Raw genomic sequence first — 22209 nt, 5'->3', positions numbered from 1 at the left:
GGGTTCTGCTCACCTCGGTGGGCGATTTTTATAACGGCGCAAGGAAGGGGCGAGCACACGTGACGCGCAGCGTGTACGTGACCGGGATCGACCGAGGAGACGGCCGACAGGTCGTGGAGCTGGGGGTCATGGAGCTGCTGACCCGGCAGGTCGACCGGGTCGGCGTGTTCCGGCCGCTCGTCCACCACCAGCCCGACCGCCTGTTCGAGCTGCTCCGCGCCCGCTACCGGCTCGCCCAGGACCCCGCCACGGTCTACGGCATGGACTACCACGAGGCGTCCGCCCTGCAGGCGGAGCGGGGGACGGACGAACTGGTGTCCACCCTCGTGGAACGCTTCCTCGTGGTCGCGCGCGACTACGAGGTCGTCCTCGTCCTGGGCACCGACTTCGCCGGCACCCAGCTCCCCGACGAGCTCTCCCTCAACGCCCGGCTGGCGAACGAGTTCGGCGCCTCAGTGCTCCCGGTCGTGGGCGGCCGTGGGCAGGCCACCGAGTCCGTGCTCGCCGAGACGCGCAACGCCTACCGCGCGTACGAGAGCCTGGGCTGCGACGTCCTCGCCATGGTGACCAACCGGGTCGCGCGCGAGGACCGGGAGGAGATCGCGCAGAAGCTCGGCTCCCGCCTGCCCGTGCCCTGCTACGTCGTCCCCGACGACCCCGCCCTCGCCGCCCCCACCGTCTCCCAGATCGGCCAGGCGCTCGGCGCGAAGGTCGTCCTCGGCGACGACTCGGGGCTGGCGCGCGACGCGCTGGACTTCGTCTTCGGCGGTGCGATGCTGCCGAACTTCCTGCCCGCCCTGACCCCGGGCTGTCTGGTCGTGACCCCGGGCGACCGCGCCGACCTGGTCGTCGGCTCGCTGGCCGCGCACAGCGCCGGCACCCCGCCGATAGCCGGCGTGCTGCTGACCCTGAACGAGGTGCCGAGCGACGAGATCCTCACCCTCGCCGCCCGCCTCGCCCCGGGCACCCCGGTGCTCTCGGTGTCCGGCAACAGCTTCCCGACCGCCGCGGAACTCTTCGCCCTTGAGGGCAAGTTGAACGCGGCGACACCGCGCAAGGCGGAGACCGCGCTCGGCCTCTTCGAGCGGTACGTCGACACCGGCGACCTCAACAAGCGGGTCTCCGCGCCCAGCAGCGACCGCCTCACCCCGATGATGTTCGAGCACAAGCTGCTCGAACAGGCCCGCTCCGACAAGCGCCGGGTCGTCCTCCCGGAGGGCACCGAGGAGCGCGTCCTGCACGCCGCCGAGGTGCTGCTGCGCCGCGGGGTCTGCGACCTCACCCTGCTCGGCCCGGTCGAGCAGATCCGCAAGAAGGCCGCCGACCTCGGCATCGACCTGGGCGAGTGCCAACTGATCGACCCCGCCACCAGCGAGCTGCGCGACTCCTTCGCGGAGAAGTACGCGCAGTTCCGCGCCCACAAGGGCGTCACCGTGGAGCTGGCGTACGACGTCGTCTCGGACGTCAACTACTTCGGCACGCTGATGGTCCAGGAGGGGCTGGCGGACGGCATGGTGTCGGGCTCGGTGCACTCCACGGCCGCGACCATCCGCCCGGCCTTCGAGATCATCAAGACCAAGCCGGACGCCGACATCGTCTCCTCGGTCTTCTTCATGTGCCTCGCCGACAAGGTCCTCGTCTACGGGGACTGCGCCGTGAACCCCGACCCGGACGCCCGGCAGCTCGCCGACATCGCCATCCAGTCGGCAGCCACCGCCGAGCAGTTCGGTGTGGAGCCGCGGATCGCGATGCTGTCGTACTCGACGGGTACGTCCGGCTCGGGCGCCGACGTGGACAAGGTGCGCGAGGCGACCGAGCTGGTCCGGGAAAGGCGCCCCGACCTGAAGATCGAGGGGCCGATCCAGTACGACGCCGCCGTGGAGCCGACGGTCGCGGCGACCAAGCTGCCGGAGTCCGAAGTCGCCGGACAGGCAACGGTTCTGATCTTTCCCGACCTCAATACAGGTAACAACACCTACAAGGCCGTGCAGCGTTCGGCCGGCGCGATCGCCGTCGGACCGGTGCTGCAGGGTCTGCGCAAGCCCGTCAACGACCTGTCCCGGGGCGCTCTTGTCTCGGACATCGTCAACACCGTCGCCATCACCGCCATACAGGCCCAGCACCCGAACGAGAAGGCGTCCGCCCAGTGAGCCCGTCCCGTGTCCTCGTCCTCAACTCCGGCTCCTCGTCGGTGAAGTACCAGCTGCTCGACATGCGGGACGGCAGCCGCCTCGCCGTGGGCCTCGTCGAGCGGATCGGCGAGGAGACCTCACGGCTCAGGCACACGCCGCTCGGCATGGGCGGCGAGAGCCGTGAGTGGAGCGGGTCGATCGCCGACCACGAGGCGGCCCTGAAGGCCGTGGCGGAGGAGCTGGCGAAGGACGGGCTGGGGCTGGACTCCCCCGAGCTGGCGGCGATCGGGCACCGGGTCGTGCACGGCGGGCAGTCCTTCACCGAGCCGACCGTGATCGACGACACCGTGCTCGCCGAGATCGAGCGGCTGATACCGGTGGCTCCCCTGCACAACCCGGCCAACTTGACGGGCATCCGTACCGCGCAGGCGCTGCGGCCCGACCTGCCGCAGGTCGCCGTCTTCGACACCGCCTTCCACACCACGATGCCGGAGTCGGCCGCCCGCTACGCGATCGACGTGAAGACCGCCGACGAGCACCGGATCCGGCGCTACGGCTTCCACGGGACCTCGCACGCGTATGTGTCCCGGGCCACCGCCGAGCTGCTCGGGAAGGCGCCCGAGGAGGTCAACGTCATCGTGCTGCACCTCGGCAACGGCGCGTCCGCCTCCGCCGTGCGGGGCGGGAAGTGCGTGGACACCTCCATGGGGCTGACGCCTTTGGAGGGGCTCGTGATGGGTACGCGATCCGGGGACATGGATCCGGCCGTCATCTTCCATTTGATGCGTGTTGGCGGAATGTCCACCGACGAGATCGACACTCTTCTCAACAAGAAGAGCGGGTTGATCGGGCTGTGCGGTGACAACGACATGCGGGAGATCCGCCGCCGGATCGACGAAGGTGACGAAGAGGCGCAGCTCGCCTTCGACATCTACATTCACCGGCTGAAGAAGTACATCGGCGCCTATTACGCCGTGCTCGGCCGGGTGGACGCGGTCGCCTTCACAGCGGGAGTCGGGGAGAACGCGGGCCCGGTGCGGGAGGCTGCCCTTGCGGGCCTTCAGGAGCTGGGGCTGGCGGTGGACAGCGAGCTGAACGCCGTACGCAGTGACGAACCGCGGCTGATCTCGCCCGCGCAGGCGCGCGTGGCCGTCGCCGTGGTGCCGACCGACGAGGAACTGGAGATCGCCACACAGACCTATGCACTGGTCGGGCAGTAACGATATGCGGCTTCGCCGCATGGCCGGCTGAAGAACCCCGAGGAATACACCGCAGTAACACGCCTGAGCGCGGACCCGCCCATTTGTATCTTCCGCCAGACGGAATATTCCGCGGCGAAACAAACCGATAGGATCGCCCCATGCGCCGTTCGAAAATCGTCTGTACTCTCGGCCCCGCGGTCGACTCCCACGAAATGCTGGTCTCGATGATCGAGGCCGGAATGAACGTGGCCAGGTTCAACTTCAGCCACGGCACCCACGCCGAGCACCAGGGCCGGTACGACCGTGTCCGGGCCGCGTCCAAGGAGACCGGCCGTGCCATCGGTGTCCTCGCCGACCTGCAGGGTCCGAAGATCCGACTGGAGACCTTCGCCGAAGGCCCGGTCGAGCTCGAGCGCGGTGACGAGTTCGTCATCACCACCGAGGACGTCCCGGGCGACAAGTCCATCTGCGGTACGACGTACAAGGGCCTGCCCGGTGACGTCTCCCGCGGCGACCAGATCCTGATCAACGACGGCAACGTCGAGCTGAAGGTCCTGGACGTGGAGGGCCCCCGGGTCAGGACGATCGTCATCGAGGGCGGTGTCGTCTCCGACCACAAGGGCATCAACCTGCCCGGCGCGGCCGTCAACGTGCCCGCGCTGTCCGAGAAGGACGTGGAGGACCTCCGCTTCGCGCTCCGCATGGGTGCCGACCTGGTCGCCCTGTCCTTCGTGCGGGACGCCAAGGACGTGGCCGACGTCCACAAGGTGATGGACGAGGAGGGCCGCCGGGTCCCCGTCATCGCCAAGGTGGAGAAGCCGCAGGCGGTCGAGAACATGGAGGACGTCGTGATGGCGTTCGACGGCGTGATGGTCGCCCGTGGCGACCTGGCCGTCGAGTACCCGCTCGAGAAGGTCCCCATGGTGCAGAAGCGCCTGATCGAGCTGTGCCGCCGCAACGCCAAGCCGGTGATCGTGGCGACCCAGATGATGGAGTCGATGATCACCAACTCCCGGCCCACCCGCGCCGAGGCCTCCGACGTGGCCAACGCGATCCTGGACGGCGCGGACGCGGTCATGCTGTCCGCCGAGTCCAGCGTGGGCGCCTACCCGGTCGAGACCGTGAAGACGATGTCGAAGATCGTCGCCGCGGCCGAGCAGGAGCTGCTCTCCAAGGGCCTGCAGCCTCTGGTGCCGGGCAAGAAGCCGCGCACGCAGGGCGGTTCGGTCGCGCGCGCCGCGTGCGAGATCGCCGACTTCCTCGGCGGCCGCGGCCTGGTGGCCTTCACGCAGTCCGGTGACACGGCCCGCCGGCTGTCGCGCTACCGCGCCCAGCAGCCGATCATCGCCTTCACCACCGACGAGAACACCCGCAACCAGCTCACCCTCAGCTGGGGCGTGGAGTCGCACGTGGTGCCGTTCGTGAACACCACGGACGAGATGGTCGACATGGTCGACCAGGAGCTCGCCAAGATCAACCGCTTCAACCCGGGCGAGATCGTCATCATCACCGCCGGCTCGCCCCCCGGCGTCCCCGGCACCACCAACATGCTCCGCGTCCACCACATCGCGGGCGGCGGCGCCAACTGACGCAGCCGCAAAGGCTCTTGTACGGCGCTGAGGGCGCCCCCTGCGAACAGGGGGCGCCCTCACGCATGTGCGGTGACCATCGACACGGAGAAAACCCCTACCGCTTTTCCATTTCGTGTGTAAATCTTGGGGCGCCCTTGGGGAGAGGGCGTGGGGGGCGTGTGCCTGACCAGCACACAGCAGCTCTGACCAGCGCATGAACGGCTCTTGGTGGACTTCGCGCATCCGCAGTACGACCACGACCGTCGCACAGCCATGCCCGCCTGCCTCTTTCCTGGGCCGACCATTCGACCCGTAGACAGGCGAATCACATGCGAAGAGCCCTGCGCTCAGGGGGACTGACCGGGACCGCCCTGCTGGCGGCCTCGGCACTGCTGACAGGACTGGTGCACGCGGTACCCGCACGCGCCGATGAACCGGCGGCCGATGACCCGGATGCCGGACGGATCCGGATCAGCCTCGGCGAGGACACCCGGATCGACCGCTGCATCGCCGGGGTGGCACTGCACATCGGTGGCCCTGCCCTGAAAACCGCGGCCGCCAAGGCCCTGAACGGTACGGAGGCCGACCTCACTGCCGCCCTCGAAGGCGCTCGATCGGGGCTCGGCACCCTCGGCGACGCCCGCAGCAAGGACCACGACGCCGTCATCGCGTACCTCGATCGGTCCAGGGACCGCAAGGCGCGCTGGGAGGCCGCCAACAAGGTCTACGCGCAGACCGGCTGGGACTCCGGCACCAGCTACCACGCCCCCGAGTTCGACGCGGACGTCGTGGCCTTCACACTCGGCCCCCAGAACGACCTGCTGAACCGGCTCGGTCAGGACGGCCGCAGCGTGCCCACCAAGGACGCGGTCGAACAGGCGAAGAAGGTCGCCGCCGAGATCAAGGGCCAGGACGACTGGAACGACCTCGCGGCGGACACCATGTTCCGGGACACCGACGTCCGCGGCCCGTGGAACAGCACCACCGCCGCCGACGTCGCCTCCTTCCTGCGGCACGGCGGCTTCGTCACCAAGCCGCTGGAGGAGGGCTCCGCCGAGTACCGCATGGAGGTCGAGGCCCTCAAGGTCGCCTGGGGCGACTGCGACAGCTTCAACCCCGTGGACGCCCGGCGGATCCTCTCCCCCGTCGTCCTGACGGCCCACCAGGAGTGGGAGCAGGAGTACGCCGCCCAGGCCAAGCCCCGCGCCGCCATCATGAGTGCCGAGACGAACGCGTCCGCGGAGGCCCGCAAGGCCACCGAGGCGATGATCGAGTCCATCGGGCAGGCGTGGCTCGCCGAGCAGATCCTCCTCTGGCAGAAGTACTGGGCCGACCAGCCCAAGGACAACATCCACCGGCCCAAGCCCGCGGTCTTCACGCAGGCCAAGACGGACCTGGCAGCCGCCCAGAAGAAGACCGCCGACCAACTGGTGCTGGCCAACAAGGCGGTCGCCGCCGCCAAGACGGCCTCGGAGCAGGCCGACAGTGCGCAGAACGACGCCTACGCCATCGCCGACGCGGCCAAGCTGCCGCGTGGCCGCGGGCTGTTGTACGCACAGCAGTCGGTGCAGGTCGCCAAGGCCTCGTACGCCGCGGCCCAGGCGGCCGCGAAGGCAACCCAGACCACGGTGAACGCCGCCAAGGCGACGGTGGCCGACAGCAAGGCGCTGTTCGCGCTCTCCCAGACGCAGGCCCACGCCGTCAACACGGAGTTCCGGCGGATCGCCGCGCAGGAGGCGGCGGCCCAGGCGAAGGCGGCCGCCGCCTCCGCGGACGCGCTGGCCAAGGAGGCCGCCGCGAACGCCACCAAGGCGAAGAACGCACAGGCCACCGCCGAGCGGGCACAGGAGACGGCCCGCCTGGCGGCGGAGACCGCCAAGGCGCAGCGCGCCAAGGCCGAGCAGGAGAAGGCCGTCGCCGCGGCTGAGCGCAAGACCGCTGCCGACGAACGTGCCAAGGCACAGGAGGCCGAGAAGCGCGCGGCCTCCGAGCGTGAGACGGCCGGGAAGGCCCGTACCAAGGCGGAGGCCGCCGCCACGACGGCCGACGAGCAGCTGACCGCGGCGCTCCTGGCCGAGGCGGGGGCCGCAGCCGCGCGCGAGAAGGCCGAGGACGCCGAGCGCGAGAAGAAGGCCACCGCCGCGCGGGCCGCCGCCCTGGAGTCGGCTGCCGCCGCGGCCGTCGGCACCAGCGCGGCGGCTGAGACCCGCGAGGCGGCCACCGACGCACGTGCCGCCGCCGGCGAAGCGGCCGGCGCGGCCACCCGGGCGCGGACCGCCGCCGGCGACGCGAGCACCGCGGCGCAGAACGCCCGCGCGGCCGCCACCCGTTCCGATGCCGCGGCGAAGCGGTCCCGTGCGGCCGCCGACAAGGCGTGGTCGGCCTATCAGACGGCCGCCGCGGCGGGTGCGGAAGCGCATGCCGCGGCCGCGGAGGCCATCGACGCCTCCAAGGCCGCGGCGGCGAACGCCGCCAAGGCCGAGCAGGAGGCCAAGAAGGCCCAGGCCGCCTCCCTCAAGGCGCACCAGGAGGCCGCGGCCGCCCGCGACGAGGCCGCCAGGACCAAGGAGTGGGCCGCAGTGGCAGCCGGACACGCGTACGCGGCCGGCCAGGCGGCCACCGCGGCCCGTGATGCGGCGACCGAGGTGATCAAGCCCGCCAACACCGCCATCGCGGCGGGCACCCCGTACCGGGAGTCGGACTCCGCGGCCGCCTTCGCCGTCCTGATCGGCCAGACCTCGCTGTCGGTGTCCGAGCAGCAGGCCGCCGCGGCCGCCGCCAAGGCCAAGGAGGCGGCGAAGGCCGCAGCCGACGCCAAGAAGCTGGCCGACAGGGCCGCAGGCGACGCCAAGCTCGCCGCACAGGCGGCCGCGGCAGCGGCGGCCGACGCGGCGGCCGCGCTCAAGTCCGCGGCCGCGGCCCGGGCTTCGGCGGCGGAGGCGGCCAAGGCCGCCGAGGCTGCGAAGAAGGCCGACGCCAAGGCCGGCGAGTACGTCGCGCAGGCGGGCACCGACTGGTTCTACGCCGACAGCGCCGCCCGCGACGCCTCCGGTGAGGCCACCGCGGCGGACAACGAGGCCACCGAGGCCGAGAAGAGCGCCACGAACGCCCGCGCCTCCGCCGACGCCGCCACCCGCGACGCCGGCGCCGCGGACTCGGCGGCAAGCCGGGCGGAGAAGGACGCCGACGACGCGGAGAAGTCGGCGGCCAACGCCGACGAGGACGCGAAGGCGGCCGAGGGTGCGGCCGACCGCGCCGAGGAGGAGTTCCGCAAGGAACAGGAGGAAGCCCGCAAGGCCGCGATGGAGGGCCCCAAGCCCGACGCCGGGGCGGACCTCAGCAAGGACGAGGAGTCACTGCTCCTCGCCCAGTGCGGCCAGTCCTGCGTGGACGACTTCCGCTCGGCCAGGCAGCTCCTGGCCATGGACATCATGGACTGGGTGGTCGACAACGGCGGCCAGATCCTCCTCGACGAGCTGGGCTACACCGACGCCAAGAAGTGCTTCACCCAGCGCGACGTCGAGGGCTGTCTGTGGACGCTCGTCAACGTCATCCTGGTCGGCGCGGCCGTCACCAAGATTCCGGCCGTGGGCAAGGCGATCTACCGGGTCAGCAAGGGCATCAGCTCCTTCTGGGAGAAACTGGACAAGGCCAAGGACACCCTGGACCGGCTCCGCACGGTCCTGGACCGGGTCAAGAGGGGCCAGAGCGCCGTCGAGTGTCTCGCCTCGACCGTGGCGGGCGTCGCCGCCCAGCGGGCCGCGTTCCACGGTGCCTCCGCGAAGGCCGCCGCCTCCGCCGGCAAGCCGAAGATCTGCGTGACCTCGGCGCTCGGCAAGAACAGCAGGCTCGCCAAGCTCGCCGAGAAGTCCACGAGGAACCAGGACGTGCAGCGCGAGATGAACCAGCTCATCAACAAGCTCCTGGACGGCAACGACCAGCCGGGCAAGGGGTCGAAGGCGCTGTCCCACGGCATCCGCTACCTTCGGGGCCAGAAGGGCGCACGGCTCTTCTTCCGTGAGGTCGGGGACGGATTCGAGATCATCGGGAAATCCGACAAGGACAGCGAGTCGGACGTCATCAAGGAGCTGCTGAAGATCTATGGCTCATGAGCCCCTGGTGGTCGTGGAGACGGCCGACTTCTCCGTCACGTACGTACTCGGCCTGGATGACGACCCCGACACCGTCGAAGACGTCGACGCGGTCATCCGAGCCCGGGACGGAAAGAGGTGGAGCGCGAGCTTCCTGACTCCTCGGAAGATCGCCGAATTGATGGACCGCTGGTCCACCACCGGCGAGTGCGCCGACGGCCTGTACCTCCAGATCCCCGACCTCGTGATCGTCCGTGAAGGCGGCCTGGACGCCATGACCAGAGCGCTGGTCGACCTCTTCGGCGAGTACGGCATGGACACCAACGTCCTGCCGCGCGTCGACCACGACGAGGACGACTGATCTCGGCGCCGACCGACCGGCCCGTGAAGGCGGCTCCACAGCACTGAGGGCGCCCCCTGTGAACAGGGGGCGCCCTCAGTCTTTCTGCGGCTCCCGAACGGGTCTGTGGCGGCGCTCAGCCGGTTCCGTCGGTCGTGTAGACGTGCATGCCCGGCACGTGCAGGGTGCCCCCGAACTGGGCGGCCTGGACGACCTTCACGTTGGTGAAGTAGATGAACGGGATGTTCAGCGGAGGCGGGCTGTCCGGGGTGAACGTGAGCGGGATCAGACCGAACAGATTGCCGGAGATGGACTCCGTGTACATCGTCGTCGTGCCGCCGGTGATCGTGGAATGCGAACCCTTCGCGGCCTGCACGTGGTAGGTCTTGTTGATGTCGGTGTCCTTGACCGTCTGGTGCAGGTCGCCGATGTCGGTGCCGCCGGAGATGACGTACTTCAGCACCTTCTTGACGGTGCCGTTGGCCGTCCTCACCTTCACGATGCCCTGATAGTCGGCCTTGTTCAGGGTCAGCGAGCTGGCGCTCAGGTACCAGGGGGCGTCCGCCACGGGCACCTTGTTGTCGACGCCGCCGGTGTCGTCCGTGGCGGCATCGCAGTTTGCCGCGTCCGCGGACGAGCTCGGCGAGGGGCTGGCAGAGGTGGCCGATCCGGCCGCCTCCTGGGCCGCCTTGGTGGCCTCCTCGGCCGCCTTGGTCGCCGTGGTCGCCGTGTCGGTCGTGTCCTTCACGGTCTTGTTCACCGTGTCGGTGACCTTCTTGGTCGTGTCCTTGACGGTGTCCGAGGCGCTCGTACCCGAAGAGCCCGAGGACGCGGAGTCCTTGCTGGCGCTCGCCGAGGGGGACGGCGTGGGCGTGGGGCTCGCGCTCGACGTGGAGCTGCCGCCGCTGAAGATGCTGCCGATCGCGTGGCCCAGGTCGTCCAGCAGACCGCCGCCGCTGCTCGCGGACGCCGAGGGGCTCGGCGTGGCGGTGTCGCTGCCCGACGTGTCCTTGCTCGAGCCGTCCGAGGCGGACGGCTTGGGCGTGGCCCTGTCGCCGGAACCTGAATCCGACGAACCGGACGAACCCGTCTTGCCCGACGTCGAGTCCGAAGTCTCCTTGGACGTGCCGGCGGAGGGCGAGGGCGAGGGGGTCGCCTTGTCGGCCTTGTCACCGGAGCTCGCCGACGCGGACGGCGACGGCGAGGCGGTGGAGCCGTCCAGCGCCGCGACGCAGTCCTTGTACTCGTCGGCCTTCTGGCTGTTCGTCGTCGCGGATCCGCCCCCGCTGTCGGCGAGCGCGAGCGACGACGTGAACCCCATTCCCATGAGGACCGCGGTCGGCATCGCCACCGTGGCTATCGCCTTGCCGGCCGGCATGTGGAACCTGGTGAACAGCGGCTTCTTGGGTGCCGCATGGCGTGGCCCGGTTCTCACACGGGACTCGTCCACATCAGTCCCGTGGGTCACCTCGTCAGCCGGCACTGTGCCTCCCGTTCGCCCCGTTCGCCGGGCTCGTTCCTGACAGATCGTTCGGCTCGCCCACCACGGGCTTGAGGATGGTGGTGTCCGGGTCGAGTGCCTGCGGGGCACCGCCCGCTCCCGGCACGTCCTCCTGCGCCGCCTCGGCAGGCGGCTCGCCCGGCGCCCAGGCCACGGCCATCGCCCCGCCGACCAGGGCGAGCAGGAAGCCCACGATGAAGCCGCCGAAGTTGGACACCGGGATGGACACCAGTCCCAGCAGGATCGCCGCGACACCCGCGAAGGTGCGCACGTGCTTCTGGAACCAGAGGCTGAAGCCGAGGACAACCAGCAGCACGCCGATGATCAGGGACCCGGCGCCCGCGGTGGTCGCCATCGCCAGCGTCAGATGACCGACCTGCAGATGCGCGTACGGGAAGTACATGATCGGAAAGCCGGCGAGCAGAACGAAAAGGCCGGCCCAGAACGGCCGCGTGCCCCGCCAGGCGCGGAACTGCACCCTCCGGCGGCTGAACTGACCGACGGGTGCGGCAGGAGTCTCGGCGCTCATGGAAAACAGCTCCCTGGTGCGGCGTTGCTGTGGTGGTGGTGCTGTGGTGGTGAGTTGTACTGCTTGTGAAGAAAGTGCCGGAAGGTGGACGGGCGGGGGCGCCATCGGCTCCCCCGCCCGTCACGGAGCGCTTAGTAGCACTCTGCGGCATCCGTCGAGATCGACATCTTCAGCCCGCTGAGCTTGAAGGTTCCGGCGGTGGTCGCCCACGCCGTCTGCTTCACGCCGGTCAGCTCGGCCTTCTCGGCCTGCTGAGCGAAGCCGTACGGGTTGGTCTGCTTGTTGGCGACCTCGTCCGACTTGATGCCGGGACCCTTGTTGGCATCCTTGGCGGCCACACCGATGTCGATGTTCGTGAACGTCGCGTCGGCGCTCAGGTCATCGAGGTCGATGTACAGCTTGTTGGCCTCGACCGGCTTTCCGCCGCCGCCCGCGTGCAGGATCAGGCTGACCTTGCCCAGCACCGGGATGTTGGGCGTGACCACCGACTGGCACAGGTTCGTGATGGTCGCGTCGTTGAACGCCGAGACCGCCACCGGGTGAGCCGTCTTCTTGCCGTCGAGGGTGTACCCCGAGTCAATGGCTCCGTACTGCTCGAAGCCGTACCCCGTCAGCGAGTCGGCCGTGACCTTGAACTGCTGGCCGGACACGCTGAACGACGCGGCGAGAGCGCCCTGCGCGAGGGCGACACCTATCGCGGCCGTAGCGGCGACGCTGGGCACCATGACCACAGCGAACCGCTTCCATCTGGTCCCGCCACGCACCTGGGACTCCATATTTCCTCCTTCTCGGACGTACATCTCCTGGCCCTGACTGCTGCCTGTCGGCGCATCAGCCGGGCAGGGATGGGAGAAGTGCTACGTCCTCGGGAAGGAGAGCGCCCGCACTCGGAGGCGCAAACCGCGCACCGATCACCGGCGATCACCCCCGAGCGACAACCACTGGTCGCGCCTGACACACATCACGCACAACCTTGCTGGACAGGCTTCGCCGAACCGGCGAAGACCCCCCTGCCCAAGAGCCGGCGCCAGGGGCGCAGGCTCTGCTCGGTGGGGACCCAGGAACTCCCGCGACCCAACCGGCTGTCGGGGTACGGGAAAGGACCGAGCGTCGCCGATCGTGGTGCATTCTCGCCGCCCGCACAAGGGGCTTCGTTACTGGGTAGTAACGGCGGGATAACCGAAGGACGACCCACAGGTCTCGGGTGGCGACGGAGGGTGCAGCCGGGGGCCCGGACAAAACTATTGATCGTTGGACAGAAACCGACAGATCAACGGCCGGAACTTACTCCCAGTAACAGCGGCCGCGTTTACCAAGATTTGGTAAAGCGCGGCCGCACTGACGTTCCTTCGGCAAATCTTTCACTCGGGCATCACATGCCCGGGTGTTTAGCGACTGGTCAGAACAGCGCCCGCGCGAGAGCCCTGCGGGCCGCCGCCACCCTCGGATCATCCGCCCCCACGACCTCGAAGAGCTCCAGCAGTCGCAGACGTACCGTGTCGCGGTCGTCACCCGCCGTGCGCCGGACGGCGTCGATGAGCCGCCCGAAGGCGTCCTCCACATGACCGCCGACCAGATCCAGATCGGCCGCCGCGATCTGCGCCTGTACGTCGGCCGGCTTCTCGGCGGCGTCCTTGCGCACCTGCTGCGGGTCGAGGCCGCCCACGCGCTGCAGCAACTCGGCCTGGGCGAGGCCCAGTTTGGCCTCCGGGTTGCCAGGGTCCTCGCTCAGCACGTTCTTGTACGCCTGCACCGCACCGCCGAAGTCCCCCGAGTCCAGGGCCCGTACGGCCGCCTCGAGCAGCGCGTCGTACGGTCCGGCCGGCGCCGCCTCGGCGGCGGCCTGGCCGCCGCCCGGCTCGGCGTCGGGGTCGACCGTCAGACCGGTCAGGCCGAAGCGCTGCTCGGCCACCTGCACCAGTTGGTCGAGGGTCTGGCGGATCTGCTGCTCGCCGGCGGCCCCCTGGAAGAGCGGCAGCGCCTGTCCCGCCACCACGGCGAAGACGGCCGGGATCCCCTGGATACCGAACTGCTGCATCAGCATCTGGTTGGCGTCGACGTCGATCTTGGCGAGCAGGAAGCGGCCGTTGTACTCGACGGCGAGCCGCTCCAGGACCGGGCTCAGCTGCTTGCAGGGCTCGCACCACTCGGCCCAGAAGTCGATGACGACGGGCACCTCGGTGGACCGCTGCAGGACCTCGCGCTCGAAGGCGGCCTCGTCGACGTCGATGACGAGATCGGCCGGGGAGACGGCTCCCGGGCCGCCGCCCTGGCGGGCCGCTTCGGCGCGCGCCTGCTCCGCCTTCGCCTTGGCCTCCTGGGCCGCCTTCACCGCGGCGAGGTCGACGACTCCGCTCATGGACATGTTCCGTGGCTGCATGCGTCTATCCTCCCCCGTTCCCGCGCATCAGTGCTGCATACTCCTGGGGAAACCCCCCGGACCCCCGTGCGTTGAGAAAAGCCGGTCCTGTTTGCGTTCCGTTCGACGCCGGGTCCCCACCCCACGTCAGTGGTTGTCGCCCGTGGAGTCACCCACGAGCTTTCGCTACGAGTCGTAGCGTAATGGCACCGAGTGCCTTCCCGGTACCACCCTCTGGTGATCTCCCTCACGGCCTCACAGGAACTGCCGGTTATGGTCGTGGGATGCAGAGCCGCACTCCCGCCACCCGCGCCTCAGGACGCCCGCGCAGCGCCGAGGCGGACGCCGCGATCCTCGCGGCCACCCGGGAGGCCCTGGTGGAGCTGGGCTGGTCGAAGCTCACCCTGGGAGACGTGGCGACCCGGGCCGGGGTTGCAAAGACGACCCTGTATCGCCGCTGGGCAGGCAAGAACGAACTCGTCGTCGACGCGGTGGCCGAGCTCTTCGACGAACTCGTCCTCCCCGACCGCGGCACCCTGGCGGCCGACATCGAGGGCGTGGTCCTGCAGTTCGCGGCGATCCTGGCCCGGCCGGAGGCCAAGAGCGGCCTGATGGCGGTGGTCGCGGAGTCCACCCGCGACGACGCCCTGCGGGAGCGGATCCGCTCCTCGATCGTGGAGCGCCAGAAGCGACTGGTCCTGGAGGGCCGCGCCCGCGCCCAGACCCGCGGCGAGCTGCCCCCCGAGACCGACTCCGCCGAGGCGGCCCGCACGGCCGACCTGATCTTCGACGTGGTCGCGGGCGCGGTGGTGCACCGCACCCTGGTGAGCGGGCACCCGGCGGACGAGGAGTGGGTGCGCCAGTTCACGACCCTGCTCCTGGGCGGCCTGGGAGCGGGCACCCAGGAGGCGTAGCCGCTCCCGCCGCCACGAGCTCTGCCGCTACGAGCTCTGCCTCTACGAGCTCTGCCTCTACGAGGTCTACGACGACGGGCCGGCCGGCGGGGCGCCGGTGACCGCGTCGCTGAAGAGCTGAGCGACGCTCTTGCCGAAGTAGGCGCTGTAGGAGATCTGCGGGGTGTAACCGCCGGTGTGGTAGCCGCCGATGACGCCCACCACCGCCCAGCCGCCCTTCCACGGCACCAGCATCGGTCCGCCGCTGGTGCCGTCCACGAAGGCGTCGCAGGCGATGCGGGGATAGCTGCCGGGCTCGTCCCGGTCGTCGCTGTCGTAGCGGGTGGTGCGGCTCCAGCACTCCAGCGGCTTGTCCGCGCCTCCCGGGTAGCCGATCATCCGCACCGGGGCGTGGTGGTACCCCGTGTCGGTGAGCAACTGCACGGCACCGGCCGCGTCCTGCAGCAGCTTGCCGTCCTGGTTGGGCTCGGTGACGGCGAAGCCGTAGTCGTACTGGGCGCCGGCGTGTTCCTTCAGGTCGTAGTACTGCTGCGGGACGTAGACGCCGTTGACCCGGACCGGGAACACGCCGAACGGCTTGAGGCCGTCGTGGTACTGCGGCACGAAGGCCAGATTGCGGCGCGGGGAGGTGCCGGAGTAGCCCCGCAGACAGTGGCCCGCGCTCAGCACCAGGTCGTGGCCCGGGCTGCGCACCACGGAGCCGGTGCAGGTGCGCCCGGTGCCACTGGGGTCGGTCCAGAAGAAGGTGCCGGTCTGGGGGATGCCGTCGAAGCTGTGGCTGGGCGGGATGAACTCGCCGGGCATGGGGCCGTCCACCGCGGAGGAGGCGGCGGAGCCGGTGTCCGGGGCGGTGGAGTAGACGGAGTCCTTGTCCAGGCCGGTGTCGACGGGCAGCGCGGCCGTCAGCCGGGCCGGGTTCCAGTAGGCGTCCAGCCGTTGCGCCACCGGGTTCACCGGCGGCGCGACGGAATGTGCGGACGCGACCGGCACGAGCGCGGCGCACGGCAGCATGGCCACCGCGACCGCGACGGCGGTCCGTACCACTCTGGGCCTGAAAAACCTACGCACCGTCAGTTCCCCTGAGCATCGGCGGACTCGACGGGCCGATGCTATGCACGGGAACGATCGCGGGAAAGGAGGCAGGTCACATTTTTATAAACGCTTCTGCGGGTAGACGGATCAGAATCCCGCCGGCTCGGTGTACACGCCCCACTCGTCCCGCAGCACCCCGCAGATCTCGCCCAGGGTCGCCTCGGCGCGTACGGCGTCCAGCATCGGCTCGATCATGTTGGCGCCCGAACGGGCCGCGGCGAGCATGGCGTCCAGGGCCGCGCGCACCCCGGTCTCGTCCCGCGCGGCCTTGCGGTCGCCCAGCACCCGCACCTGCTCCCGCTCCACCTCATGGCTGACCCGCAGGATCTCCAGATCCCCGGTGACGGACCCGTGGTGGACGTTCACACCGACGACCCGCTTGTCGCCCTTCTCCAGGGCCTGCTGGTACCGGAAGGCCGACTCGGCGATCTCGCCGGTGAACCAGCCGTCCTCGATGCCGCGCAGAATCCCGGAGGTGATGGGCCCGATCGGGTGCTGGCCGTCCGGATGTGCCCGCAGCCCGCGCTCCTTTATCTGCTCGAAGATCTTCTCCGCGTCCGCCTCGATCCGGTCCGTCAGCTGCTCGACGAACCACGAACCGCCCAGCGGATCGGCCACGTTGGCGACCCCGGTCTCCTCCATCAGCACCTGCTGTGTGCGCAGCGCGATCTCCGCCGCCTGCTCGCTCGGCAGCGCGAGGGTCTCGTCCAGGGCGTTGGTGTGCAGCGAGTTGGTCCCGCCGAGCACCGCCGCGAGCGCCTCAACGGCCGTACGCACGACGTTGTTGTACGGCTGCTGGGCGGTCAGGGAGACACCAGCGGTCTGCGTGTGGAAGCGCAGCCACTGCGCCTTCTCGGACCTCGCCCCGTACACGTCCCGCATCCAGCGGGCCCAGATGCGCCGGGCCGCGCGGAACTTGGCGATCTCCTCGAAGAAGTCGACGTGCGCGTCGAAGAAGAAGGACAGCCCGGGCGCGAACACATCCACGTCCAGCCCGCGGGAGAGCCCCAGCTCCACGTACCCGAACCCGTCGGCCAGCGTGTACGCCAGCTCCTGCGCGGCCGTCGCCCCCGCCTCGCGGATGTGGTAGCCGGAGACGGACAGCGGCTTGTAGGCGGGGATGCCGGCGGCGCAGTACTCCATCAGGTCGCCGATCAGCCGCAGATGGGGCTCGGGCTGGAAGAGCCACTCCTTCTGGGCGATGTACTCCTTGAAGATGTCGGTCTGGAGCGTGCCGTTGAGCACCCGCGGATCGACGCCCTGCCGCTCGGCGGCGACGAGATACATGCAGAAGACGGGCACGGCGGGCCCGCTGATGGTCATGGACGTGGTGACGTCCCCCAGCGGGATGTCCTTGAACAGGACCTCCATGTCGGCGGCGGAGTCGATAGCGACCCCGCAGTGCCCGACCTCGCCGAGCGAGCGCGGGTCGTCGGAGTCGCGCCCCATGAGGGTCGGCATGTCGAAGGCGACGGACAGACCGCCCCCGCCGTTGGCGAGGATCATCTTGTAGCGCTCGTTGGTCTGCTCGGCGTTCCCGAACCCGGCGAACTGCCGGATGGTCCACGTACGCCCTCGATAGCCGGTCGGATACAGCCCGCGCGTGAAGGGGTACTCGCCCGGCCACCCGATCCGCTCGAAGCCGGCGTAGGTGTCTCCCGGCCGGGGCCCGTACACGGGCTCCACGGGATCCCCGGAGAGCGTGGTGAAGTCGGCCTCACGCTTGCGCGAAGCGTCGTACCGGGCCTGCCAGCGACGGCGGCCCTCCTCGATGGCGTCAGCGTCCATGCTCTCGAATTTACTAGGACGTCCTAGTAAATGTCGAGGGGGAGCCAGAGGGCGGCGACCCACCCGGGGACCTTCTTGACGCCCTGCGCACCTGATCCCTGTCCGGCCCTCCGCACGTCGAGCGGGACCTGGCGGCGGCACAGCGACCGGCCCGGCACCTCGGACCGTCCCGGGTGGTCCGCTACCGGGACGAAGCCCTCGGCACGAAGTGGCTGTGCTGGGGCTGGGATCGCCTCCACTGGGAACGGGACGGCCACGGCACCCCGCTGCACCCGGTCGACATCACGGTCGAGGGCGGCTTCCGGTAGTGGCGGCCCGCTGCGCTCCGAGGGGGTCGCGACTTCCTGCCGGACGACGCCGCCGCCGCGCTGGAGCTGTCCGACGGCCTGGTCGCCGGTCTCTACCCATGGGCGCGGCCCATCGACGCCACAACCAACCTGGACCTGCCGGACCGGGAGGAGGGCGAGTACGACCCCGAGTGGGAGCGGGGAGACCTACAAGGGTCTGGCCCACGGCGGCCCGGCGGTCGGCACGTCGGCGGTCGTCAGACCTTCGCGACCGCGGGCGAGCCCTCGGCGAACCTCGTCTCCAGCTCGTGGCTGATCTTCCGCTCGACGAAGAAGGCGGCCGTCGGGATGGTCCCGGCGAGCAGCACCCACAGCTGCTTGCCGACCGGCCACTTCGCCTTGGAGCCCAGGTCGAAGGCGAAGATCAGGTAGACCACGTAGAGCCAGCCGTGCGCGATGGCGACGACGCGGGTGAAGTCCGCGGCGCCGCTGACGTCCAGGCCGTACTTGGCGATCATGCTCAGGCACAGCAGGACCAGCAGGACGCCGGTGACGTAGGCCATGACGCGGTAGCGGGTCAGCACGCTCTTCTTCATGGCGTCGAGCGTAACCGCCCGTTCCGGGAGATCTTGGGCCGGGTCAGTCCTCGGCGAAGTCGTTCGCCGCCACCCGCAGCGGGCGCAGCATCGCGAAGATCTCCGCGCACTCCTCGGCGTCGTACGCACCGAGGCCGAAGTCCATCGCCATCAGGTCTCGGGTGGCGGCCTCGACGACCTCGCGGCCCTTGTCGGTGATGGAGGCGAGGGTGCCGCGACCGTCGTTGGGGTTGGGGCGCTTGGCCACCAGGCCCGACCTCACCAGGCGGTCGACGGTGTTCGTCACCGAGGTGGGGTGCACCATGAGCCGCTCGCCGATCTTCGACATCGTCAGCTCGCCCTCCTTGGAGAAGGTGAGCAGCACCAGCGCCTCGTACCGCGCGAACGTCAGTCCGTACGGCTTGACCACCGCGTCGACCTCGGCGAGCAGGATCTGGTGGGCGCGCATGATCGAGGTGATGGCGGCCATGGACGGCACGCTCCCCCAGCGCTGCTTCCAGAGTTCGTCGGCGCGGGCGATCGGGTCGAAAGGGAGGCTGAGCGGCTTCGGCACGGAACCGACCTTACCGGCCGGTCACATCGTGGTCAGCCCCGTCTCGCCTTTCGGTCCGCCGCGCTTCCAGCGCGAGCCGTACGCAGCACACCGCGCCCAGCGCTCCGGCACCCGCCACGGTGGCCCCCACGTACGCCGACCCCGCCCCGAGAGGTGTCCTCGGACGTCTGACCCGTCCCACGGCTGCCATGTCGAACCCTGCAGCCTGAAATCCCTTGTGCAACGATTGCTGACGAATCATCAGTAAATGTCACCTTCGCCCCAGGGAGCTGCATGTCCCGGCTGATCCACATCTTCGCGGCTGTCGCGGTCCTCGGGCTTGCGGCGGGCTGCTCGTCCCCGTCCGGCATCGACACGGCCGCCGCGGCGGGCAGCGCCTCGAAGAAGGCGGCCCGCGCGGGCGCCCTGGACTTCTGGGTCGACCCGGACAGCCCGGCCGCCAAGCAGATCAAGGAGTGGCGGCGGGCCGGCCGCGCGCAGGACGCGCACCTGCTCAAACGCATCGCGGACGAACCGCAGGCGCTGTGGCCGGCGGGCGAGATCGACCCGGGCCCCATCGTGAAGGCGGCCATCGACTCCGCGGCCGTGGAGAACCGCACGGCGCTCTTCGTGGCGTACGACATCCCGCACCGCGACTGCGGCCAGCACTCCGCGGGTGGCGCGGCCGACGCGGACGCCTACCGGGAGTGGATCGGGAAGTTCGCGGACGCACTCGGGGACGGCAAGGCCCTGGTCGTCCTCGAACCGGACGCGGTCGCCCACATCGTGGACGGCTGCACACCGGCCGGCTACCACGACGAGCGCGAGCAGCTGCTGAACGAGGCGGTGGTCCGTCTGAAGCAGCAGCCGAACACCAAGGTGTACCTGGACGCGGGCAACCCGGCCTGGATCCGTGATCCGTGGAAGCTGGTCGACCCGCTGAAGCAGGCCGGCATCGAGAAGGCGGACGGCTTCTCCCTCAACGTCTCCAACTTCCAGACGGACGAGCTCACCAAGGCGTACGGCCTGGAGCTCTCCGCCGACCTCGGCGGCAAGCACTTCGTCGTCGACACCAGCCGCAACGGAAACGGCCCGCTGCCCGGCGCCTGGTGCAACCCGCCCGGCCGCGCGCTGGGCACCCCCCCGACGACCGACACGGGCGAACCCCTCCTCGACGCCTATCTGTGGATCAAGCGGCCCGGGGAGTCCGACGGGACCTGCGGGAGCGGACCGGCCGCGGGGAAGTGGTGGCCGGAGTACGCCCTGGAGCTGGCACGCAACTCCAGGCCGTAGCCGCCGGCCGGGGCACCGGGCCGGGCGGTCACTTCACCTGGATCCACCTGGCCTCGGAGGGCGTGCCCTGCGCGTCCGTCACGAACAGCATGTACCAGCCGGGCGGCACCAGGGCCGGGTCGTCCGGTACGACGACCGTCACCGAGTGCGCGTCCTTGGTCAGGCCGAGCTCGATGGAGCGCTGCTCGACGTCGGTGGTGTGGGTGACCGCGCTGGGCCGCATGAGCCGGGCCTTCACCACCCGTTCGGGGTGGTCAGTGCGGTAGGTCGCGCGGCGGTCCTTGCGGAGCTCCCGCGGGCCGCCCTCCAGCACGGGGCGGTTGTTGCCGTTCCGGTGCAGCGCGGGCGGGGTGAAGACCTCCATGCGCTGCTCGAAGTGGCCGAGCTTGGTGTTCTGCTGGTCGTCGAAGAGCGGGTCGGAGCCGAAGGTGGCGACCCGGCCGTCGGGCAGCAGCAGCGCCTCGGAGTGGTAGTTGCGGCCGACGGTGGGCGCGGCCGCCTCGCGGAAGGCGTTGCTCTTCGGGTCGTAGAACTGCGCCTTGAAGATGTTGCTGGCGCTGCGGCCGCGGTAGTCCTCGGAGCCGTTGGTGGTGAACACCGTGTCGTCCGGCATGATCACGCTGTTCAGGTACCGCGTGCCCTGGGGGAGGTCGGGTCCGTCCTTGAAGACCGGGTTGTCCTGCTTGAGATCGACGACGGCCGTGCGCGGGGTCGACCTCCTGGACTCGCCGACGCCGCCACCGCCCAGGATCATCACCTTCTGGTCCTGCGCCGGCGGCAGCAGCACGGAGGACGAGGTCTCCGTCTCGTCGGGGTCGCGCAGCCCGGGAACCTTCCGGAAGGTGTTGGTCTTCAGGTCCCACAGGCCCGGCTCCCGCCCCTGGTCGGCGGGCCCGTAGCCGGCGTTGGAGGACGTGTAGAAGAGCTTGCCGCCCTTGGTCAGGAAGAGCGCGGGGTACGTCGGGAAGTACCGCTTCGGGCCGGGCGACCACTTCTTGGTCCTCGGGTCGTAGATCTCGTTGTCCCCGGGGTCGATCATGCCGACGTCGTCCAGGCCCGAGACGGCGAGCACCCGCCCGTCGTCGAGCCCGACCAGCGTCGGGTACCAGCGGGCCTTCTGCATCGGGTCGACGGGCACATACCGCTCGGCCACGGGATCGAACTCGTAGGCGGCGCGGATGCCCTGGAAGTCCTGCTTGTCGAGGGTGATCTTCTCGCTCAGCCCGTAGGTGTTGGCCGCGTCCTTGCCGGTCAGTCCGACGATGTCGTACTGCGCCTGCTTCTCGGTGACGGACAGCGGACCGGCCTCTACGGCCTCGACGAAGACCCGGGCCTCGCCCGCCACCACCGGGGCGGGGGCCGGGGCCTGCCCGGGCCGTGCCGCGCCGGCCGCTTGGGCCGCGCCGACGGCGGGCTTGGCCTTCGGGACGGTGACGTCGAAGCTGCTGACGTACTCGACGCCCGAGGGCGAGCGGAAGCGGGTGCCCTTCTTCAGGAACACCGACTTGAGGGGGTTCTCGTTCTTGACCCGCATACCGCCGCCGGCCCGTTTGACCTCGCCGTCCAGCAGCTCGTAGCGGGCGGTGCCGCCGGCCACCAGGAGCCGCCCGTCCGGGAGCTGGGTGTGGCCGGAGCAGAAGAAGTCGGCGGGGGTGGGGATCTTCTTGAAGGTGTTGGCCTTCGGGTCCCACAGGACGGTGTCGAAGGACCCGGCGTTGAATTTCTTCTGTTCGTTGCCCGACCCGGCGACGATCAGCACCTTGCCGGTGTGCAGAAGCGCCGCATGGATGGCGTTGGTGCGGTACTTCGCGGGGATGTCGACCCGCTGCCAGGAGCCGTACTTCGCCTGGTACTCGGGCTGGGCGATCTTGTACTCGTGGTACTCCTCACCCGCGAACTCGACCGCGGCGGGGGCGTTGAGACCGGCCAGGACCATGATGCCCCCGACCCCGAGGACGGCCCTTCTGGTCGTCCTGCTCCCC

Annotated in this window: 17 protein-coding genes; 8 read left to right on the top strand and 9 right to left on the bottom strand. The window is 70.0% G+C overall.

The annotated features are described in order from the left end of the window. Positions 1-59: 59 nt before the first annotated feature. The 5 genes from pta (at position 60) to ACIBW9_RS40440 (ending at position 9357) form a co-directional block, all read left to right on the top strand. Entirely contained in the window at positions 60-2150 is a 2091-nt protein-coding gene (gene pta / locus ACIBW9_RS40460; protein ID WP_398963218.1) for a phosphate acetyltransferase, read from the top strand. Beyond that, positions 2147-3352, top strand: a complete 1206-nt coding sequence (locus tag ACIBW9_RS40455) for an acetate kinase (protein WP_398963215.1) — start codon at positions 2147-2149, stop codon at positions 3350-3352. Before pta ends, ACIBW9_RS40455 begins: the two co-directional genes overlap by 4 nt. A 140-nt stretch (positions 3353-3492) precedes the next feature. After that, positions 3493-4923 carry a pyruvate kinase gene (pyk, locus tag ACIBW9_RS40450; protein ID WP_398963213.1) on the top strand — a complete coding sequence of 477 codons (1431 nt, stop codon included), beginning with the start codon at positions 3493-3495 and terminating at the stop codon, positions 4921-4923. A 311-nt stretch (positions 4924-5234) separates the two neighbouring features. Beyond that, entirely contained in the window at positions 5235-9017 is a 3783-nt protein-coding gene (locus tag ACIBW9_RS40445) for a hypothetical protein (protein WP_398963210.1), read from the top strand. Beyond that, on the top strand, positions 9007-9357 hold the full coding sequence (locus ACIBW9_RS40440) for a hypothetical protein (protein ID WP_398963207.1): 351 nt from the start codon (positions 9007-9009) through the stop codon (positions 9355-9357). Before ACIBW9_RS40445 ends, ACIBW9_RS40440 begins: the two co-directional genes overlap by 11 nt. A gap of 115 nt (positions 9358-9472) precedes the next feature. On the opposite strand, the gene ACIBW9_RS40435 is transcribed toward ACIBW9_RS40440, so the two are convergent. The 4 genes from ACIBW9_RS40435 to ACIBW9_RS40420 all read right to left on the bottom strand — a co-directional run bounded on the left by ACIBW9_RS40435 (position 9473) and on the right by ACIBW9_RS40420 (position 13746). Beyond that, the gene (locus tag ACIBW9_RS40435) at positions 9473-10819 is read right to left on the bottom strand and encodes a hypothetical protein (RefSeq protein WP_398963204.1); all 1347 of its coding nucleotides are present in this window, start codon (positions 10817-10819) and stop codon (positions 9473-9475) included. After that, on the bottom strand, positions 10809-11366 hold the full coding sequence (locus tag ACIBW9_RS40430) for a DUF6114 domain-containing protein (RefSeq protein WP_398963202.1): 558 nt from the start codon (positions 11364-11366) through the stop codon (positions 10809-10811). The genes ACIBW9_RS40435 and ACIBW9_RS40430 overlap by 11 nt, the downstream gene beginning before the upstream one ends. Before the next feature lie 131 nt (positions 11367-11497). Then, positions 11498-12091, bottom strand: coding sequence for a DUF6230 family protein (locus ACIBW9_RS40425; protein WP_398963199.1), 594 nt, complete (start codon positions 12089-12091; stop codon positions 11498-11500). Between the two features lie 674 nt (positions 12092-12765). Then, positions 12766-13746, bottom strand: a complete 981-nt coding sequence (locus tag ACIBW9_RS40420; protein ID WP_398963196.1) for a tetratricopeptide repeat protein — start codon at positions 13744-13746, stop codon at positions 12766-12768. 263 nt (positions 13747-14009) lie between these two features. Here ACIBW9_RS40420 and ACIBW9_RS40415 point away from each other — a divergent pair, with 263 nt between their 5' ends. Further along, a complete protein-coding gene (locus tag ACIBW9_RS40415; RefSeq protein ID WP_398963193.1) occupies positions 14010-14639 on the top strand; it encodes a TetR/AcrR family transcriptional regulator in 630 nt (209 codons plus the stop codon). A gap of 66 nt (positions 14640-14705) precedes the next feature. On the opposite strand, the gene ACIBW9_RS40410 is transcribed toward ACIBW9_RS40415, so the two are convergent. Together ACIBW9_RS40410 and ACIBW9_RS40405 are read right to left on the bottom strand one after the other, a co-directional pair. After that, the gene (locus ACIBW9_RS40410; RefSeq protein ID WP_398963190.1) at positions 14706-15683 is read right to left on the bottom strand and encodes a trypsin-like serine peptidase; all 978 of its coding nucleotides are present in this window, start codon (positions 15681-15683) and stop codon (positions 14706-14708) included. Between the two features lie 135 nt (positions 15684-15818). Then, on the bottom strand, positions 15819-17519 hold the full coding sequence (locus ACIBW9_RS40405; protein WP_398963187.1) for a methylmalonyl-CoA mutase: 1701 nt from the start codon (positions 17517-17519) through the stop codon (positions 15819-15821). 173 nt (positions 17520-17692) lie between these two features. On the opposite strand from ACIBW9_RS40405, the gene ACIBW9_RS40400 reads away from it, so the two are divergent. Then, positions 17693-17827, top strand: a complete 135-nt coding sequence (locus tag ACIBW9_RS40400) for a hypothetical protein (RefSeq protein ID WP_398963184.1) — start codon at positions 17693-17695, stop codon at positions 17825-17827. Between the two features lie 236 nt (positions 17828-18063). On the opposite strand, the gene ACIBW9_RS40395 is transcribed toward ACIBW9_RS40400, so the two are convergent. Beyond that, positions 18064-18402 (bottom strand): DUF3817 domain-containing protein, encoded by a 339-nt coding sequence (locus ACIBW9_RS40395; RefSeq protein ID WP_398963181.1) that lies wholly within the window; start codon positions 18400-18402, stop codon positions 18064-18066. Between the two features lie 43 nt (positions 18403-18445). Beyond that, positions 18446-18955 (bottom strand): MarR family winged helix-turn-helix transcriptional regulator, encoded by a 510-nt coding sequence (locus ACIBW9_RS40390; RefSeq protein WP_398963178.1) that lies wholly within the window; start codon positions 18953-18955, stop codon positions 18446-18448. A gap of 273 nt (positions 18956-19228) precedes the next feature. On the opposite strand from ACIBW9_RS40390, the gene ACIBW9_RS40385 reads away from it, so the two are divergent. Further along, complete coding sequence (locus ACIBW9_RS40385) at positions 19229-20227, top strand: glycoside hydrolase family 6 protein (RefSeq protein WP_398963175.1); 999 nt, start codon at positions 19229-19231, stop codon at positions 20225-20227. Positions 20228-20255: 28 nt separating this feature from the next. On the opposite strand, the gene ACIBW9_RS40380 is transcribed toward ACIBW9_RS40385, so the two are convergent. Then, entirely contained in the window at positions 20256-22163 is a 1908-nt protein-coding gene (locus ACIBW9_RS40380) for a galactose oxidase-like domain-containing protein (RefSeq protein ID WP_398963264.1), read from the bottom strand. Positions 22164-22209 lie beyond the last annotated feature (46 nt).

The sequence above is a fragment of the Streptomyces sp. NPDC049541 genome (genome assembly GCF_044465725.1).
Lineage (GTDB): Bacteria > Actinomycetota > Actinomycetes > Streptomycetales > Streptomycetaceae > Streptomyces.
This window is presented reverse-complemented; position numbering and strand designations above follow the sequence as displayed.